Source organism: Azospira oryzae (genome assembly GCF_004217225.1).
Lineage (GTDB): Bacteria > Pseudomonadota > Gammaproteobacteria > Burkholderiales > Rhodocyclaceae > Azospira > Azospira oryzae.
Genome location: NZ_SHKM01000003.1, coordinates 94,408 through 110,820, shown reverse-complemented (window position 1 = coordinate 110,820; position 16,413 = coordinate 94,408). Strand labels below are relative to the sequence as shown.

Annotated in this window: 16 protein-coding genes; 4 read left to right on the top strand and 12 right to left on the bottom strand. The window is 68.2% G+C overall.

What is annotated here, in order from left to right; genetic code table 11:
* Positions 1–3: 3 nt before the first annotated feature.
* The 10 genes from EV678_RS14325 to EV678_RS16500 all read right to left on the bottom strand — a co-directional run bounded on the left by EV678_RS14325 (position 4) and on the right by EV678_RS16500 (position 10,465).
* Entirely contained in the window at positions 4–330 is a 327-nt protein-coding gene (locus EV678_RS14325) for a DUF2149 domain-containing protein (RefSeq protein ID WP_014236761.1), read from the bottom strand.
* Entirely contained in the window at positions 327–818 is a 492-nt protein-coding gene (locus tag EV678_RS14320; RefSeq protein WP_130460004.1) for a MotA/TolQ/ExbB proton channel family protein, read from the bottom strand. Before EV678_RS14320 ends, EV678_RS14325 begins: the two co-directional genes overlap by 4 nt.
* Positions 819–867: 49 nt before the next feature.
* Positions 868–1,485 carry a 30S ribosomal protein S4 gene (gene rpsD, locus EV678_RS14315; protein WP_014236763.1) on the bottom strand — a complete coding sequence of 206 codons (618 nt, stop codon included), beginning with the start codon at positions 1,483–1,485 and terminating at the stop codon, positions 868–870.
* 24 nt (positions 1,486–1,509) lie between these two features.
* A complete protein-coding gene (locus EV678_RS14310) occupies positions 1,510–1,782 on the bottom strand; it encodes a hypothetical protein (protein WP_014236764.1) in 273 nt (90 codons plus the stop codon).
* Position 1,783: 1 nt separating this feature from the next.
* Positions 1,784–5,887: a cobaltochelatase subunit CobN gene (gene cobN, locus EV678_RS14305; protein WP_130460003.1), complete on the bottom strand. Its 4,104-nt coding sequence runs from the start codon at positions 5,885–5,887 to the stop codon at positions 1,784–1,786.
* Between the two features lies 1 nt (position 5,888).
* Positions 5,889–8,201, bottom strand: a complete 2,313-nt coding sequence (locus EV678_RS14300) for a TonB-dependent hemoglobin/transferrin/lactoferrin family receptor (RefSeq protein ID WP_130460002.1) — start codon at positions 8,199–8,201, stop codon at positions 5,889–5,891.
* A 250-nt stretch (positions 8,202–8,451) separates the two neighbouring features.
* A complete protein-coding gene (gene hemP, locus EV678_RS14295) occupies positions 8,452–8,640 on the bottom strand; it encodes a hemin uptake protein HemP (RefSeq protein ID WP_014236767.1) in 189 nt (62 codons plus the stop codon).
* A complete protein-coding gene (locus tag EV678_RS14290) occupies positions 8,624–9,055 on the bottom strand; it encodes an ExbD/TolR family protein (RefSeq protein ID WP_130460001.1) in 432 nt (143 codons plus the stop codon). The genes hemP and EV678_RS14290 overlap by 17 nt, the downstream gene beginning before the upstream one ends.
* A complete protein-coding gene (locus tag EV678_RS14285; protein WP_014236769.1) occupies positions 9,056–9,799 on the bottom strand; it encodes a MotA/TolQ/ExbB proton channel family protein in 744 nt (247 codons plus the stop codon).
* Positions 9,800–9,805: 6 nt separating this feature from the next.
* A complete protein-coding gene (locus tag EV678_RS16500) occupies positions 9,806–10,465 on the bottom strand; it encodes an energy transducer TonB (RefSeq protein ID WP_130460000.1) in 660 nt (219 codons plus the stop codon).
* Positions 10,466–10,661: 196 nt separating this feature from the next.
* Here EV678_RS16500 and ppa point away from each other — a divergent pair, with 196 nt between their 5' ends.
* The 3 genes from ppa (at position 10,662) to glnK (ending at position 13,367) form a co-directional block, all read left to right on the top strand.
* A complete protein-coding gene (gene ppa, locus EV678_RS14275) occupies positions 10,662–11,210 on the top strand; it encodes an inorganic diphosphatase (protein ID WP_014236771.1) in 549 nt (182 codons plus the stop codon).
* A 118-nt stretch (positions 11,211–11,328) separates the two neighbouring features.
* The gene (locus EV678_RS14270; RefSeq protein WP_130459999.1) at positions 11,329–12,954 is read left to right on the top strand and encodes an NAD+ synthase; all 1,626 of its coding nucleotides are present in this window, start codon (positions 11,329–11,331) and stop codon (positions 12,952–12,954) included.
* 74 nt (positions 12,955–13,028) lie between these two features.
* Positions 13,029–13,367: a P-II family nitrogen regulator gene (glnK, locus tag EV678_RS14265; protein WP_014236773.1), complete on the top strand. Its 339-nt coding sequence runs from the start codon at positions 13,029–13,031 to the stop codon at positions 13,365–13,367.
* A 191-nt stretch (positions 13,368–13,558) separates the two neighbouring features.
* Here glnK and EV678_RS16200 read toward each other — a convergent pair whose 3' ends face one another.
* Together EV678_RS16200 and trxB are read right to left on the bottom strand one after the other, a co-directional pair.
* Positions 13,559–14,605, bottom strand: coding sequence for a Smr/MutS family protein (locus EV678_RS16200; RefSeq protein WP_235832478.1), 1,047 nt, complete (start codon positions 14,603–14,605; stop codon positions 13,559–13,561).
* An 18-nt stretch (positions 14,606–14,623) separates the two neighbouring features.
* Positions 14,624–15,583: a thioredoxin-disulfide reductase gene (gene trxB / locus EV678_RS14255; RefSeq protein ID WP_014236775.1), complete on the bottom strand. Its 960-nt coding sequence runs from the start codon at positions 15,581–15,583 to the stop codon at positions 14,624–14,626.
* A gap of 155 nt (positions 15,584–15,738) precedes the next feature.
* On the opposite strand from trxB, the gene EV678_RS14250 reads away from it, so the two are divergent.
* Positions 15,739–16,398 (top strand): Crp/Fnr family transcriptional regulator, encoded by a 660-nt coding sequence (locus EV678_RS14250; protein ID WP_014236776.1) that lies wholly within the window; start codon positions 15,739–15,741, stop codon positions 16,396–16,398.
* Positions 16,399–16,413: the final 15 nt, after the last annotated feature.

The window sequence follows — 16,413 nt, the reverse complement described above, 5'->3', positions numbered from 1 at the left end:
GGACTACTGGCCTTCCCCTTCGGGGACGTACACCATGGAACCGTCCTTCATGCGGTAGGCGACGCCGGCCTTGGCCCCCTCGCCCTGGCCGATGTTGCCGCTGGCCTTGTAGCGTTCGATCTTCTCGCCCTTCTTGATCACCATCTCCATGGTGGGCTTGCCCGGGTCGGTGATGACCGTCACGTCCTGCTTGGAGAAGGGGTTGAGCACCGGGTTCTGGGCCACGGTGACGAGCAGGGCGGCGATGATGACGAGGAAGATGTCGATCAGGTTCACCACCGAGAGGATGGGGTCCTCGGTCTCCGGTTCGTGCAGCAGCTTGAGGCTCATGCAACACTCCCCGCCCGCTGCCGCAGGGCTTCCACTTCCAGCAGTTCCTCCGCCAGCCAGCGGCGCCGCACATTGACGATCCAGTAGGTGATGGAGGCGGCGATGAGGGCCAGGATCACGGCGGAGAAGGCCACCATGAGGTTTTCCGAGACCTGGGCCAGGTTGCCGTCGGAGAGGGATTTGAGGGCCGGGCCCATGGGGATCATGGTAGCCACCAGGCCCAGCATGGGCGTCACCCGGCTGGCGATGCGCGGCGCCTCGAGCAGGGTGTGGGCGTACACGTCCAGCTCGTCGCCGTTGAGGTTGGGCGCCTCGCGGAAGCGGGCCAGCAGGGGCCGGCCGCCGCCGTTTCGGCGCTGCCAGGCCTGCAGGGCGAAATGGCCGAGCAGCCAGAAGGCGTAGAGGAAAAGCAGGGACACCAGGGCCAGGGTGGGGAAGAGAAAGATCTGCCCCAACTGGTACATGGACATTTCGACGAGCTGTTGCATGGAGAACTCCTGGGCCGCCCCGGTCGCCGGGGCGGCGCTTGGCATGGGGTTACAGGCGGGTGGCGTAGTACTCGACTACCCGTTGCAGGTCCAGGGGGAAGGGGGCGGCGTCGCCGTCCGGCAGGTGGCTGAGGCGGGCCGTCAGGCTGGCTTCCTCAAAGGCGATCCACTCGGGCCGCTCCAGGGCTGGCTCCGCCAGGGAGGCCTTGATGGCCAGCAGGTTGCGGCTCTTTTCCACCGGCCCGAAGGCGTCGCCGGCCTTGACCCGGATGGAGGGAATGGTGGCGCGGCGGCCGTTGAGGGCGATGTGGCCGTGGCTTACCAGCTGGCGGGCGGCGGGGATGGTGGGGGCCAGGCCGGCGCGGAAGACCAGGTTGTCCAGGCGCCGCTCCAGCAGTTCGACGATCTTGTGGCCGGTGGCGCCCTGGTCCCGGCGGGCGTCCTTGACGATGCGCCGCAGCTGGGTTTCGGAGACGCCGTAGTTGAAGCGCAGCTTCTGCTTTTCCATGAGCTGCAGGCCGAATTCGGACTTGCGGCCGGCGACCTTGCGGGCGCCGTGCTGGCCCGGCGGCTGCTCGCGCTCGCCGCGGGTCTTGCGGGAGAGGCCGGGCAGCTCGGTGCCCAGGGCGCGCATGATCTTGAGACGGGGGCCGGTGTGACGGGACATGGGAGAACTCCTGTTGCTTTGGGGTTAGTGGGTGACGGCGCCGGGGGCGACCAGGGGGTAGAAATCGACGGGGGTGGAGGCCGGGTGGCAATCCACCGCCTCCCAGCCCTGCAGCACTTCCTGCAGGGCGCTCTTGAGGTAGGGGTTGAGGTCGGCCTGGGCCGCCAGGCCCCGCAGATGGGCCCGCAGGGCCTCGGTCTTGTTGGGGGTGGCGCCGCGCAGGGCGGAGGAGGAGAGCAGGTGCACCACGGCGGCGAGCCGCAGGTCGACGGGCATTTCCGGAATATCCATGGACATGTCAGAGGCTCCTGGAAGGAGTGGAAGTGGAAAGGGGACGGCGGCCCTGCTCGCGGCGGGCCTGCCAGGCGCCGCCGCCGAGGGCGGCCAGCAGAAGCAGCAGGGATGCGGCCAGCAGGGGCGGGGTGGCTGGCAGGGGCTTGTTTTCTATCTTCTCCAGCTGCATGCCCTGAATCACGGGCGGGGCGGGCATCTCCGGCGGGGACTGCGGCTCGGCCAACTGCGATGCGCTTTGCGGCCGGGTCGGTGCGGGGGCGGCGGTCGGGGTCTGCAGGCCGTAGCCGGCAAACTTGGCGAAGGCGGCGTTGTCCGTGCGCACGTCGTGCTTGGCGGCCAGTTCCCGGTAGCGCTGCTTCAGTTCGTCCACGGTGGCGGCATCGGCCTGCCAGTAGCCCTGGCGGGCCGCTTCCAGCATGCGTTCGATGGTCTGGGCCAGGGCGTGGGGGTTTTCCTTCTCGAACCAGTCCTTCACTCCCAGGCGGTGCTTGTCGCGCACGTAGACGTCCACGAACTCCTGCCACTGGTCGTCCCGCACCACTTCCCGGGCGGTGGCGTTCCAGCCCCAGAAGTTGTTCACGCTGTCCAGCACCTGCAGGGTGCCGGCGTAGCCTTCCTGCATCAGGCCCTGGATGTAGCCCGGGTGGAAATTGCGGGTGGCCAGCTCCTTGGCCAGGAACTGGGCGGCGCCCTCCACCTTGCCGCCGCCGTTGCCGGTTTGGCGCAGGTTGGAGATGTAGAGCTGGGGCGCCTTGCCGTCCAGGTGGCGCACCGCCAGGGCGATGCCCCCCAGGTACTGGAAGGGATCGTCCGTGGTGAGCATGCCGTAGAGGTTGGAGGAGCGGGAAAGCACGGCGCCCTCGGTGCCTTTCAGCTGTTCGGCGTAGAGGTTGAGGCCGGCCAGGGCCTTGCCCTTGCCGTCCTTGGCGCCGGCCTGGCCCCATTCCGCCTCGTCCGGGCCGTAGCCGAACTGCATGCGGGAGAGGTAAAGCTGGGCCAGCTTGCGGTCGCCCTCGGCCTTGCCTTTCCAGGTGTCCGTGGCCAGCACGGCGTCGTCCAGGCCGGTGCCGTACTTGCCCGACTCGGAGGAGAAAAGGCGGGTCTGGCCGGCCCGCTTGGCGGCTTCCGCCGGCACGCCGCGCTTGACGAGATCGGCGGCGATGCGGCGGGCGTTGGCGGCCACCGGGTTGTCCGCCTCCTCGGCCTCGGCGGCCAGGCGCACCGCTTCCACCAGCTGCTTCATGGCGTTGGGGAAATGGTCCCGGTAGAGGCCGGTGGCGGAGAGCACCACGTCCACCCGGGGCCGGCCCAGGGCTTCCCGGGAGACCAGCCTGACGCCGCCGACCCGGCCGCCGGAATCCCACACCGGCTCCACCCCCAGGGCCCACAGGGCCTGGGCTTCCAGGATGCCCTGGTGGCGCATGGTTTCCACGGACCAGAGGGAGAAGGTGAGCTTGGCGGGCTGCTTGCCGGTCTGCTTGCGGTGCTCGGCCAGCAGGGCCTCCAGGGCTTCCTTGCCGGCGGCCCAGGCCTGGGGCGTGGGGATGCGGGACGGATCGAAGCCGTAGAGGTTGCGCCCGGTGGGCAGGGCCTCCGGATTCTTCATCGGGTCGCCGCCGTAGGAGGTGGGGATGTAGCGCCCGGCCAGGCCCTGCAGCAGGGCCGCCTGTTCGTTGCCTGCACCCAGGTCGGCATACCAGCGGCGGGCCTGGGCCACGGTTTCGGCCAGGGCGGCGGGGGGCGTCGCCTGGGGCTGCTCCACCAGGTAACGCTTGAGCAGGCGGTAGGGGGCGCTTTCGCTGAGCTTGCGGTAGTCGCCCACCAGGGTCTCGTCCGCCTCCTCGCCGGGGGCGGCGTGGGCTTCCCAGAAGGGCTTGCCCAGCATCAGCAGCACCGTGCCCAGGCGATGTACTTCCGCCGGCGCCCGGCCGAAGGTGTGCAGGCCCAGGGGCTGGGCGGTGCGGGCCAGTTCGTGCAGGTGGTCGTGCAGCTGTTCGACGAAGGCTGGGAATTCCTGCCGCAGGCGCACTTCGTCCCAAGCCAGGTCCTTGTCGATGCGTTCCTTTTTCGCCTGGGCCAGCAGGTCGGCCTTGAGCTTTTCCTTCACCGCCCCCTCGTCCTGGGCCAGCCAGGCGTGCAGGGTGTCGTGCAGGCGGGTGAGGGCCTCGTGCAGGCCGGCGGGGACGAAGGGCGGGGTCTGGTGGCTGATGATGGTGGCCCGGCCCCGGCGCTTGGCCTGGAGGGATTCGCCGATGTTGTCCACGATGTAGGGGTAGAGCACGGGGGTGTCGCCCACCGCCAGCATGGGGGCGTCGCTCACCGCCAGGCCCCGCTCCTTGCCCGGCAGCCATTCCTGGGTGCCGTGGGTGCCGTAGTGGATGAGGGCGTCGGCGCCGAAACCGCTGCCGTTGGCGCCGCTCTTGTCGCTGCTCTTCTCGCCCTCACCCTGGCGTTCCCGCAGCCACAGGTAGGCGGCCAGGTAGAAGTGGGAGGGCAGGGCCTTGGTGGAGTGGTAGAGGGCCTTTTCCTTCTCTTCCCACTTTTCGCCCCGGGGCGGCTGGGGCATGAACACCACATTGCCCAGCTTGAGGCGGGGCACGATGAACCAGGCCTGGCCGTCCTGGCGCAGCACCATGGCGGATTTTTCCGGCTCGCCCCAGCGTTCCTGCAGGCTGCGCCGCACCGCTTCCGGCTGGGTCGCCAGCCAGCGCTTGTAGACGGCCACCGGCAGGCGTTCGGCCAGGTCGTCCCGCAGCAGGCCCGGCAGTTCGCCGTCCCTGTAATAGGGGGCCAGCAGGCGCTGCAGCAGGGTGGTGAGGGGCTTCTCCGCCACTTCCTCGGTGCGGTAGCCGGCGGCCTTGAGGGCCTGCAGGGTGGCTTCCAGGCTGCGGGGCAGGTTGAGGTAGGAGGCGGAGAGGTTCTTTTCCCCCGGCGGGTAGTTCCAGAACAGCACGCCGACCTTCTTCTCGGCGTTGGCCTTGCGCTGCAGGGCCACCAGCTTCAGGGCCTTGTTCACCACTGCCGATGCCTGGGCGGGGATGCTCACCACCTGGTCGTCGTGCTTGCGGGTGGCGGCGGCGATCTGGATGTCGGTGACGCCGGCGTATTCGGCCTGGGCCAGGTAGAAGGGCACGTCCATGAGGGCGATGCCCTGGGGATCGGCGGCCCAGTCGGCGGCGTCGCCCTTGCGGTAGGGCATGGCCTGGACCACCGGGATGCCCAGGTCGGTGAATTCCGTGCGCCGCCCTTCCGGGTTGAGCATGATCTGGGTGTTGATGAGGGCGTCGGCCACGTTGCGCTCCCCCACCCGCACCAGGCGGCGCACCGCCATGGGGTCCATGACCGGGCTGTAGAAGGGCAGGGCCACGGCGCCGGCGGCCTCGATGCGTTCGATGAGGTCGTCGATGAAGGCGGTCTGCTCGGCGGCGATGTACTGCTGGTGCAGGGCGATGGCCACCACCGGCGGGCGCTTGCCGGGGGCCATGTCTCCGTCCGTCTGCACGCCCTTCCAGGCCAGGTAGGCGGCGGCGTCGGCGAACACCAGGCCGGGGGCCTTGGGGTGGTAGATGGCACTCTTGGGGAAGACGATGGGTTCCGGGATGCCCTGGAGGGAACGGCCCCCCAGGTGGGCGGCCAAGGTGCGGAAGAAATTCTCGAAATTGGGCCGGCTGCCGTTCACGTAGTAGGCGTGCAGGCGGCGGGCCAGGGGCTCGGGCAGGCCGGCCCAGGTGGGCTTGCCTTCGTGCAGCCAGAGGTGGGGCGCCTTGAGGCCGGGCAGGGCGGTGGCCAGGCGGGCCTGGACGAAGTCCCGCAGGTGGTCCCGCGGGGCATCGAAAAAGACGGCGCGGTAGCCCTGGAACAGGCGGCCATCCGCGTCCGTGGGCAGCTTCTCGGCGAAGCGGGATTCCAGCCGCAGGCCCTGCCTGGCGGCCAGGTCGGCCAGCAGGCGGAACTTGCCGGGCTGGATGGGGGCGGTGCTGACGAAGAGGACGGCAGGGGCCTGCGCCGCGCCCTGGGCGCTGTTCCCGGCAGCTGGGGCCGCCTGCCCGGCGGCGGCGTGGAGCAGGGCCGGCAGGAGCAGCAGCAGGGCGCGGAGCAGGGGCATCATCTTAGAAGTCCGCCTGCAGGGAGAGGCTGACGTTGCGGCCGGGCTGGGTGAAGAAGCTGGGGCCCGGATCGGTGCTCAGCAGCCCCGCATGGCGTACGTCGCTCCACAGGGTGTATTGCTTGTCGAAGACGTTATTCACCGCGGCGGTGAGGCGGAAGCGCTTGTCCACCTGCCACCAGGTGGAGACATCCATGACGCCGTAGCCGGCCGGTTTGTAGTAGTCAGTATCGGCGTCGTTGATGCGCTCCTTGGTGGCCGCCAGGCGCAGGCGGGTCTCGCCGCCCCACTGGCCCTTGTCCCAGAGGAAGGAGAGGACGGCGCGCAGGGGCTCGATGCTGTTGAGCGGGCGGTTGTTCTGCTCGTCGTCGCCCCGGGCCGTGGCGATGCTGCCCTGGAAGGCGTAGCCGCCGGCGAAGAGCCAGCTGCCCCGCACTTCGGCGCCCTGGATGCGGACCTTGGACAGGTTCAGCTTCTGGTAGGCGCTGCGGGTGCCGCCGGGGCAGGTGAAGGGGGCCGCGGTGTCGTTACACACCCGTACCTGTTCGATGAAGTCGTCGTAGCGGTTGTCGTACACCGCCACCTTGATGTCGCCGCCCAGGGCCTTGAGGCGGGTTCCCAGTTCCAGGCCGGTGCTCTTTTCCGCCTTGAGGTTGCCGTTGGGCAGGGTGACGTAGTTCTGGGCCGCGTTGTAGAAGAGGCCGTTCACCTCCTCGTAGTTGGGAGCCCGGAAGCCGCGCACCAGCTGGCCGTAGAGGGCCACCGCCGGGCTTGCCTGCCACAGGGCGCCGATCTTGGGGGAGACGGCGGAGTGGTTCTGGCTGGCGGAACTGAGGGTGACGGCGCTGCCGCCGCTGCCGGCCACCTTGCTCATGCCGTCGGGCCGCAGCTTGACCTCGTCGTAGCGCACCCCGGGGGTGAGCAGGAACTTGCCGTCCATGAAGGACAGCTCGTCCTGGACGAAGAGGCCCAGGTTGGTGGATTCGCCGGGGGCGAAGTCCTTCAGGGGATAGGTGTCGCCGGCCAGGGTCTTGCCGGTGGTGCCGGTGGTCAGGTTGTGTACCGTGTAGTCCCGCAGTTCCTCGGTGCGGGTCTGGCGCCAGTCGGCGCCGTAGGCCAGGGAGTGGCTGATGGCGCCGGTCTGGAAGTAGCTGTCCAGCTGCAGGTTGAGGCCGTCGGTCTTCTGGTTGAACATGAAGTTCATGTCCACCAGGCAGTTGTTGCCGGCGCCGGAGGAGGCGGAGCAGCTGGCGCTGGTGTTGCTGCGTCGCTGCATGGTGTAGGTCTTGGAATCCGCCTCCTGGTGGTAGAACTTGAGGGCCAGGCGGTCGAACCAGCGGTCCGTGGGCTTCCATTCCCAGTCGATGCCGTAGCGTTCCCGCTTGGTGTTCTCGTCGCCGTAGGTCTGGGTCACCTTGGGCACGCCGCTGGAGAGGCGCAGGGAATCCACGTGGTTGTCCTGCTCCCGGTTCTCGTAGGTGAGGCCGATGCGGTGGCCGGTGGCGGGCTTGAGGATGATCTTGGCCAGGACGGAATCGGACTTGGTGTCCTGGGGATTGGGCTGCTCCCGGTTGTAGCCGGTGCCACCCACATTGCCCTTGTTGTCCAGCTCCTTGCCGTTGCGCTGGCTGTAGGCCAGCAGGCCTTCCACCAGGTCGTTGCCGCCGGCGGCGTAGACGGTGTTCTGGAAGCTGTGGTCGGCCTGGCGCCAGGTGCCCTTGTAGCGCATGGCGGTGCTGCGGCCCTGCAGCAGGTCCTGGGGGTCCAGGGTGAGGTAGCCGACGACGCCGCCGAGGGCGTCGGAGCCGTAGAGGCTGGAGGCGGGGCCGCGCAGGATCTCGGCCCGCTTGAGGAAGTCCATCTCCGGGCCATCCGGCATGGAGGCGGTGATGTTGGAGGGGCCGCCGCCGTAGTAGTAGTCGGGCAGACGCACGCCGTCCACCTGCTGCAGCACCCGGATGCCTTCGATGCCGCGGATGTTCACCGCGGCGCTGCCGTAGCGGCGCAGGTCCCGGGAAATGACCACGTCGGCCTCGTTTTCCATCAGCGCCGCCTCGTCGTGGGGCATGCGCCGGTCCAGGGTCTTGCGGTCGATGCTGGTGATGGTGGCGGGAATGAGGTCCGGGTCCGCTTCCTGGCGGGTGGCGGTGACCACCACTTCCTTCAGTTCGGACGTCTGGGCTTGTGCCTGGGCCTGGCTGGCGCCAAGGGCGAGGACGGCGGGGGCGATGGCGGCGACGAGGGCCGCCAGGGGGCGCAGGGGTACTGAATGGGCGGACGCGGGACGTCCCCCGGCGGGGCGGGAAGCAAGGCGCATGATCTCTCCTGATCTTGATGCGTGGCTTGCTGCCCGGCATGAAAGCCTACCGGTGGCTGGCTACGTGTTGTCGTGGGTGGTACGGAAAAACGGGTCGGGCATCCGCCGCTGCCGCCGGGGGCTCTTCGCTTCGAGGAAAAGGGAGGCGCCAGCGCGGAGCCGGTACCGGGACCTCAAAAAAAGAAGGCTGGCTCGCCCGGGGGCTGGCTGGCGGCAAGAGGGTGATGCGTCGAGGGTGAAGCGTTGCTCTTTACTTGGTCAGAATCAGCTTGTTCTCACGGGTCAGGCGGAGCAGGTAGCACTGGCCGCCGTGTTCGATGCGGACCGTGTTGTTGCCGCGGAACAGCTGCCGGCTGGCCACCACCGGGGCTTGCCCGGCGGGCGGGTTGTCCACCGTGACGACGGCCAGGGTGGGCTTGAGCTCATCGGCGTGGTTCATGGGTGCCTCCAGGTTGGGTGACGAAACCGAGTTTGACGATGCCGGCCTCCTTCGCTGCCGCCATCACTTCGGCCACGCGCTGGTAGCGCGTTTCCTTGTCGGCGGAGAGATGGACTTCCGGCTGGGGATTCTGGGCGGCGGCGCCGGAGAAGCGGGCCACCATCTCCTCAGCGTTGATTTCCGTCTTGTTCCAGTACAGCTTGCCTGCCGCATCCAGGGCCACCTGCACGGTGTCCGGCTTGGGGTCCGCCGGGGCGGCGCTGGCCTGGGGCAGGTCCACCTTGATGGCCTGGGTCATCAGGGGGGCGCAGACGATGAAAATGATCAGCAGCACCAGCATCACATCCACCAGGGGCGTGGTGTTGATGTCGGCCATGGGCTGGGAGGGGCCCGATTCGAATCCGCCGAAAGCCATTTAAGCCACCTCGGCCAGCTTGCGGGCGCCGGCGTTGCCGCGGCCGTGGGGAACCACGGGGGATTCGGCCATGTGGTGGCCGGTGGTGAGGAAGGTGTGCAGGTCGTGGGCGAAGGCGTCCAGGTCGCCGCCGATGACGCGCAGGTTGCGGTTGAAGGTGTTGTAGGCCAGCACCGCGGGAATGGCAACGAAGAGGCCGGCGGCAGTCATGATCAGGGCCTCGCCGACGGGGCCTGCCACCTTGTCCAGGCTGGACTGGCCGGTCATGCCGATGGTGGCCAGGGCGTGGTAGATGCCCCAGACGGTGCCGAACAGGCCGATGAAGGGAGCGGTGGAGCCGATGGAGGCGAGCAGGGTCTGGCCGCCTTCCAGGTGGCTGGTGGTGCGGGCGATGCCCTGGCGCAGGGCCCGGGTCACCAGTTCGCTGGCGGAGAGGTGGGAATCCAGGTGGGGGGCGCTGCCGGAATGGCTTTCAAAGTGGCTGACGGCCTGGCTGCCGCGGCGGGCCAGGTCGGCGAACGGGGCGGCGGGTTCCAGGCGGTCCAGGCCTTCCTGCAGGGTGGAGGCGTGCCAGAAGCTGTCGATGGCCACCGGGGCGGCGTGGCGCAGGCGCCACAGTTTCCAGCCCTTGCCCAGGATCACGGCCCAGCTGGCGACGGAGAGGACCAGCAGGACGATGGCAATGAAATGGGAGACGGCGTCGCCCTGGGCCCAGAAATGGGAGAAATCGAAATTGGCTTGCATGATGGCTTAGCTTTCCAAACTGAAAGAAACGGGAATGACGACCCAGGAGGCCACGGCTTCGCTGCCCTGGCGGGCGGGCACGAAGCGCCAGCGCTTCACCGCCTCGAGGGCGGCGGCGTCCAGGCGGGGGCTGCCGGAGGTCTGCTTGAGTTCGACGTTGTCCGTGGTGCCGTTGGGCAGCACGTGGGCCCGCAGCCAGACCTTGCCCTGTTCGCCCAGGCGCTTGGAGGCCGGCGGATAGGTGGGCTTGGGGTTCTGCAGGTAGTCGGCGTCGAACTTGGCCTCCACCACGGGCGCCGGGGCGGCCGGTCCGGGGGGCGCGGCGGCGGGCGCCGGGGGCGGCGGCGCGGAGGAGGTGATGGAGGCGGGCGTCGGCGCCGGGGCCGGTTCGCTCTTCACCGCCTTGGGGGCCGGCGCCTGTTGCTTGACCACCGGCTGGGGCTTGGGCGGCGGAGGCGTCGGCGTGGGTTTGGCGGCGGGCTCCGGAGCCGGGGTGACGAGCGCGATGCTCATCACCTGGGGGGCTTCAATGGGGCTTGGCTGTGCCGTGCCCAACGCCCAGGCCAGGGCGGCACCGTGCAGCAGCACGGCGGCGCCGACCCAGGGACTCCGGGAAAGCCAGCCGGAGTCGGTCGGGCAGGAATACGGCATGGCTGGTACCAGCATGGCGAGCGGTTTCCTGGGAATGGTTATTAAATGACAACAATTCTCATTCTGCAGATTGTGAGAATTTGTGTCAACTGCTTTTGTTGCTGCGCAATAGGGGGGCGGAGCCTTGTTTTTCCGGGATTTCCCGGCATTTGGTGCCGCGTCGAGGGAGCGCCTGACGTATAATTAGGGACTTTTATAAGGAGACTGATTCATGAACATCGACGCACTGTCCATCGGCAAGGACGTCCCCAACGACTTCAACGTGGTCATCGAGATTCCCGCACGGGCGCCCGGCATCAAGTACGAACTGGACAAGGATTCCGGCGCCGTGCTGGTGGACCGTTTCATGTCCACCCCCATGCACTACCCCTGCAACTACGGCTTTGTGCCCCACACCCTGTCCGACGACGGTGACCCCGTGGACGTGCTGGTGGTGACTCCCTATCCCCTGCACCCCGGCGTGGTGGTGCGCTGCCGCCCCATCGGCATCCTGCACATGGAAGACGAAGCCGGTCTGGACGCCAAGGTCCTGGCAGTGCCCGTGTCCAAGCTGACCTCCATCTACGATAACGTCAAGGCCGTCTCCGACCTGCCCGACCTGCTGCCGAAGATGATCGAGCACTTCTTCGAGCACTATAAGGATCTGGAACCCAACAAGTGGGTCAAGGTCACCGGCTGGGGCGACCTGGAAGCCGCCAAGAAGGAAATCGTGGACGGCGTGGCCCGTTACGACGCTTCCGGCGAAAAGCCCCACTTCTAAGCTGTCCGAGGCGCCGGGGGAGCTTGTCCTCCGGCCGCTTTCCTGCTGTACCCAGTATTACCGTAGTCCGCCTCCCGTCCTTCCTCGCCCGACGCCTTTCTCCCCGGATCGTCCGCCCATGGCTGCTCCCACTTCCGCCCTTGCCGTCGCCGTCGCCCAGTTCAATGCCGTTCTCGGCGACCTGGCCGGCAACCGTTCCCGCCTGGCCGACCTGGCCCGCCAGGCCCAGGCCCGCGGGGCCGACCTGATGCTGAGCCCGGAACTGGGCCTGTGCGGCTATCCGCCGGAAGACCTGCTGCTGCGCCCGGATTTTTACCGGGCCTGCGCCCGGGAGCTGGAACTGCTGGCGGCGGAGGTGCCGGAGATCGGCATCGTCGTCGGCCATCCCCTGGAGGTGGCCGGCCAGCGCTACAACGCCGCCTCCTACCTGAAGGACGGCCGCATCCAGGCCACCTACCGCAAGCACCGCCTGCCCAACTACGAGGTCTTTGACGAGGAGCGCTACTTCGAAGCCGGCAGCGAGCCCTGCCTGATCGAGGTCAAGGGCTGGACCCTGGGTCTCAACATCTGTGCCGACGTGTGGGAGGCAGGGGCGGCGGAGCAGGCGGCCCAGGCCGGGGCCCAGGCCCTGCTGGTGCTCAATGCCTCGCCCTATCACATGAACAAGGAAGGGGACCGCCTCGCCGTGCTGCGGGAGCGGGTGGCGGCGACCCGGATTCCCCTCATCTACAACAATCTGGTGGGCGGCCAGGACGAGCTGGTGTTCGACGGCGCCTCCCTGGCCCTGTGCGCCGACGGCAGCGTCGGCGCCAGCCTGCCCCGTTTCGAGGAAGCCCTGGAGCTGCTGCAGCTGACTCCCGACGGCCGCGTCAGCGGCCTGCTCCTGCCGGAGCCGGCCCTGGAGGAACAGGTGTATCGGGCCCTGGTGCTGGGGGTGCGCGACTACATCGGCAAGAACGGCTTCAAGGGCGCCGTCATCGGCCTTTCCGGCGGCATCGACTCGGCCCTGACCCTGGTGGTGGCAGCCGAGGCCCTGGGGGCCGACAAGGTGCGGGCCATCATGATGCCTTCGCCCTACACCGCCCAGATGAGCCTGGACGATTCCCGCCAGCTGGTGGAAACCCTGGGCGTGCGCTACGACGAGATCGCCATTGCCCCGGCCATGGGCGTCTATGGCGAGATGCTGGCCCAGGAATTCGCCGGCACCGCTGCCGATACCACGGAGGAAAACCTCCAGGCCCGCATCCGCGGCAACATCCTGATGGCCATCTCCAACAAGAGCGGCAGCCTGGTGCTGACCACCGGCAACAAGTCCGAGATGGCGGTGGGCTACTGCACCCTCTACGGCGACATGGCCGGCGGCTTCGCCGTCATCAAGGATCTGGCCAAGACCTTCGTCTATCGCCTGTGCCGCTGGATCAACCGGGAACGGGAGATCATCCCGGACAACATCATCGTCCGCCCCCCTTCCGCCGAGCTGAAGCCGGACCAGAAGGACCAGGACAGCCTGCCGCCCTACGAGGTGCTGGACGCCATCATGGAAGCCTATATGGAGCAGGACCTGTCGCCCCGGGAGATCGTCGCCCAGGGTTACGCCGAGGCCGACGTGCGGCGGGTGGTGCGCCTGCTCAAGATCAGCGAGTACAAGCGGCGCCAGGCCCCGGTGGGCATCCGCGTCACCCAGCGGGGCTTCGGCAAGGACTGGCGCTATCCGATCACAAACCGTTATGCTGACGAATGGTGAGCCGACGCGAAGATGACGGCATTCGGTTGGGAATGCCCCGCTGCCCCGCCCAAGAATTTAAATAAGGAGAGTTCATGAAAAAGATCGAAGCCATCATCAAGCCCTTCAAGCTCGACGAAGTGCGCGAAGCCCTGTCCGAAATCGGCGTCACCGGCCTCACCGTCACCGAGGTCAAGGGTTTCGGCCGCCAGAAGGGCCACACCGAGCTGTACCGCGGCGCCGAGTACGTGGTCGACTTCCTGCCCAAGATCAAGGTGGAACTGATCATCTCCGACGACAAGGTGGAGCCCGCCATCGACGCCATCGTCAAGGCCGCCCACACCGGCAAGATCGGCGACGGCAAGATTTTCGTCATGCCTGTGGAGCAGGTGGTGCGCATCCGTACCGGCGAGACCGACGAAGCCGCCATCTGAGGCAAGACACGCCGGCGCCGGCCCCCAGGGACCGGTGCGGCAAAAGGGCCGTCCCACGGGGCGGCCCTTTGCTTTTTGGGGATGGGGAAAGCATGTTACGGAGGCATGGCCGCAGAGGCAGGCGGGAAGCCATTCTCCGGCATAGGCAGGCGCCCATGCCCGTCCCTGCTGCCTCCCGGGGTAGGCGGTTTTCAGCCCCGGGAATCGTCCGCCGTGGCGCCCTCCCGGCGGGGATTGCGCAGCAGCACCAGCAGGGCGCCGCTGCCGCCGTCCGCCGGCTTGGCTTCGCAGAAGGCCAGCACTTCCGGGTGCTGGGCCAGCCAGTTGCGGGTCAGGTTCTTCAGTAGGGATTCGCCGCCGGGGGAGCTCAGGCCCTTGCCGTGGATCACCCGCAGGCAGCGTTGGCCGCGGCGGCCGCAGCGGGCCAGGGCGGCGCTGAGGAAGTCCCGGGCTTCGTCCCGGGTGTAGCCGTGCAGGTCGACTTCCGTTTCCACCGGAATGCGGCCCCGGCGCAGGTCCGCCAGCAGGCGGCCGGGGGCGCCGGGACGCAGGTGCTCGCCCTCGGCGGCGGTGTCGGCCCGGTCGGACAGGGGCGGGTGGGCCGGTGCCGGCGTGGCTGCCGGCGGCTCGGCTTCCTCCCGGGGCCGGGGGCGGGCCGCCGGCAGGGGCTTGTTGAGGGCCGCCTGGTTCTTGTCCGCCAGGGGCGTCACCGGGCCGGCGGCGCGGCGGAAGAGGGCGGCCGGGTCGTCGTCCGGCAGGTCCGGGATGTACAGCTCCGGCGTCGCCTCCGCAGCCGGCGCGGCGGCCTGGGCCTGGCGCTTCTGCCGCGACAGGCGCGGCCCCACCTCGGCCCGGCCGGTGTCCTTGACCGGGGTGACCTCGCCGACGCTGGCGCGGAACAGGGCCAGGGGGTCGTTGGGGTCGATCCGCTGGGGTCGGGGCGTCGGGGCGCTATCCGTCTCATCCTGCAGCCGGGGACGGGGCTTGGGGGCCGGCTTGGGCTTGTCCAGACGGGCGTGGTTGTCCCGGGCCAGGGGCTTGGCGCCGGCGAAGGCCTGGGCTAGCAGGGCGGCATCCTCGTCCCCGGCCGTGGATACAGGCGGCGGCGCGGGCATGGCAGATGGTGCCGGTGCGGCGGGGGGGGCGGCTTTGGCCTGTTTGGCGGGCTCCAGATGGCCTTTCAGGTCCCGCAGGACCTGAAAGGGGGAGCCGGCGGCGGCCGGCTTGGCAGGCTTCATGGAGCGCTGTTCCGGGGCTTACGCCTGCTCCAGGCCGTCCAGGTAGCGTTCGGCGTCCAGGGCGGCCATGCAGCCGGTGCCGGCGGAGGTGCAGGCCTGGCGGTAGATGTGGTCCTGCACGTCGCCGGCAGCGAAGACGCCGGTGATGCTGGTCTGGGTAGCGTTACCGGCGCGGCCGGACTGGGTCACGATGTAGCCGTTTTCCAGCTCCAGTTGGCCCTCGAACAGCTCGGTGTTGGGCTTGTGGCCGATGGCGATGAAGACGCCCATGACTGGCACTTCCTGGGTGGCACCGGTATTGACGTTCTTCACCTTGAGGCCGGTGACGCCGGAATCGTCGCCCAGCACTTCTTCCAGGGTGGAATCCCACAGCACGGTGACCTTGCCTTCTTCCACCTTCTTCATCAGCTTGTCCTGGAGGATCTTTTCGGACTTGAACTTGTTGCGGCGGTGGATCACGGTGACGTGGCTGGCGATGTTGGCCAGGTACAGGGCCTCTTCCACGGCGGTGTTGCCGCCACCGACCACGGCCACGGCCTGGTTGCGGTAGAAGAAGCCGTCACAGGTGGCGCAGGCGGAGACGCCGCGGCCGGCGAACTTCTCTTCGGAGGGCAGGCCCAGGTACTGGGCGGAGGCGCCGGTGGCGATGATGAGGGCGTCGCAGGTGTATTCGCCGGCATCGCCGATGAGGCGGAAGGGCTTTTCCTGCAGCTTGGCGGTGTGGATGTGGTCGAAGATGATCTCGGTCTCGAAGCGGCGGGCATGCTCCTCGAAACGCTGCATCAGCTCGGGGCCCTGGACGCCGGCCGCATCGGCGGGCCAGTTGTCCACTTCGGTGGTGGTCATCAGCTGGCCGCCCTGGGCCAGGCCGGTGATCAGCACGGGTTTCAGGTTGGCGCGGGCGGCATAGACGGCGGCGGTGTAGCCGGCGGGGCCGGAACCGAGGATGAGCAGGCGGCTGTGGCGTTGGGTGGTCATGGCGTTTCTCTCGCGGTCGGATTTTCGGGTCGGGGGGAAATTATAGCGAAAGCGGGGGGGCTGTAACCGAACTCGCCGGCGGCGGTGGCGCGTGACGGATTTGGCATATAATCGGCGCTGATTTATCCACACCACAAGCAAAAATAAGGCTGAGTATGCAGGTTGGGAGAGGACTAAGCCTCGCCACGCTCCGGGGCTTGCCCATGTTTGAGCGTGTGCCGGACAGCGAACTGGAACATCTGGCCCGGGTATCCACCTATCGCAAGGTGACCCGGGGTACGACCATTGTGCGGGCCGGCGACGTCACGGACTCCCTCTACATCCTCATCTCGGGCAGCATCAAGGTGCTCAACAGCGATGAGGAAGGGCGGGAAGTGATCCTGGCCATCCTCGGCACCGGCGAGTTCTTCGGCGAAATGGGCCTGCTCGATGGCGAGCCCCGTTCCGCCAACGTGGTGGCCCTGGAAGTGTGCGAGGTGCTGATCATCGCCAAGGCCGAGTTCCGCCGCCTCCTCACCGAGCACGTGGATCTGACCTTCTACCTGCTGCGCAGCCTGGTGCAGCGCCTGCGGGAAGCCGACCGCAAGATCGAAAGCCTGGCCCTGATGGACGTTTTCGGCCGGGTCGCCAAGCTGCTGCTGGAGTTTTCCGAGATGCAGGAAGGCCGGCGCATCGTCACCCGCAAGCTGACCAAGCAGGATATCGCCAAGATGATCGGCGCCTCCCGGGAAATGGTCAGCCGGGTGATGAAGGACCTGGAAACCAGCGGTTACATCGAAGTTCAGGACGGCCGCATTGTCCTGCACGAAATCTAAGGGGCGCTTGCCGTT

Coding starts and splice junctions, on each gene's coding strand:
- cobN (WP_130460003.1), bottom strand. CDS start 5,887: ATGATGCCCCTGCTCCGCGCCCTGCTGCTGCTCCTGCCGGCCCTGCTC.
- EV678_RS14310 (WP_014236764.1), bottom strand. CDS start 1,782: ATGTCCATGGATATTCCGGAAATGCCCGTCGACCTGCGGCTCGCCGCC.
- EV678_RS14250 (WP_014236776.1), top strand. CDS start 15,739: ATGCAGGTTGGGAGAGGACTAAGCCTCGCCACGCTCCGGGGCTTGCCC.
- glnK (WP_014236773.1), top strand. CDS start 13,029: ATGAAAAAGATCGAAGCCATCATCAAGCCCTTCAAGCTCGACGAAGTG.
- rpsD (WP_014236763.1), bottom strand. CDS start 1,485: ATGTCCCGTCACACCGGCCCCCGTCTCAAGATCATGCGCGCCCTGGGC.
- EV678_RS16500 (WP_130460000.1), bottom strand. CDS start 10,465: ATGCTGGTACCAGCCATGCCGTATTCCTGCCCGACCGACTCCGGCTGG.
- EV678_RS14320 (WP_130460004.1), bottom strand. CDS start 818: ATGCAACAGCTCGTCGAAATGTCCATGTACCAGTTGGGGCAGATCTTT.
- EV678_RS14290 (WP_130460001.1), bottom strand. CDS start 9,055: ATGGCTTTCGGCGGATTCGAATCGGGCCCCTCCCAGCCCATGGCCGAC.
- ppa (WP_014236771.1), top strand. CDS start 10,662: ATGAACATCGACGCACTGTCCATCGGCAAGGACGTCCCCAACGACTTC.
- trxB (WP_014236775.1), bottom strand. CDS start 15,583: ATGACCACCCAACGCCACAGCCGCCTGCTCATCCTCGGTTCCGGCCCC.
- EV678_RS14285 (WP_014236769.1), bottom strand. CDS start 9,799: ATGCAAGCCAATTTCGATTTCTCCCATTTCTGGGCCCAGGGCGACGCC.
- EV678_RS14325 (WP_014236761.1), bottom strand. CDS start 330: ATGAGCCTCAAGCTGCTGCACGAACCGGAGACCGAGGACCCCATCCTC.
- EV678_RS14270 (WP_130459999.1), top strand. CDS start 11,329: ATGGCTGCTCCCACTTCCGCCCTTGCCGTCGCCGTCGCCCAGTTCAAT.
- hemP (WP_014236767.1), bottom strand. CDS start 8,640: ATGAACCACGCCGATGAGCTCAAGCCCACCCTGGCCGTCGTCACGGTG.
- EV678_RS16200 (WP_235832478.1), bottom strand. CDS start 14,605: ATGAAGCCTGCCAAGCCGGCCGCCGCCGGCTCCCCCTTTCAGGTCCTG.
- EV678_RS14300 (WP_130460002.1), bottom strand. CDS start 8,201: ATGCGCCTTGCTTCCCGCCCCGCCGGGGGACGTCCCGCGTCCGCCCAT.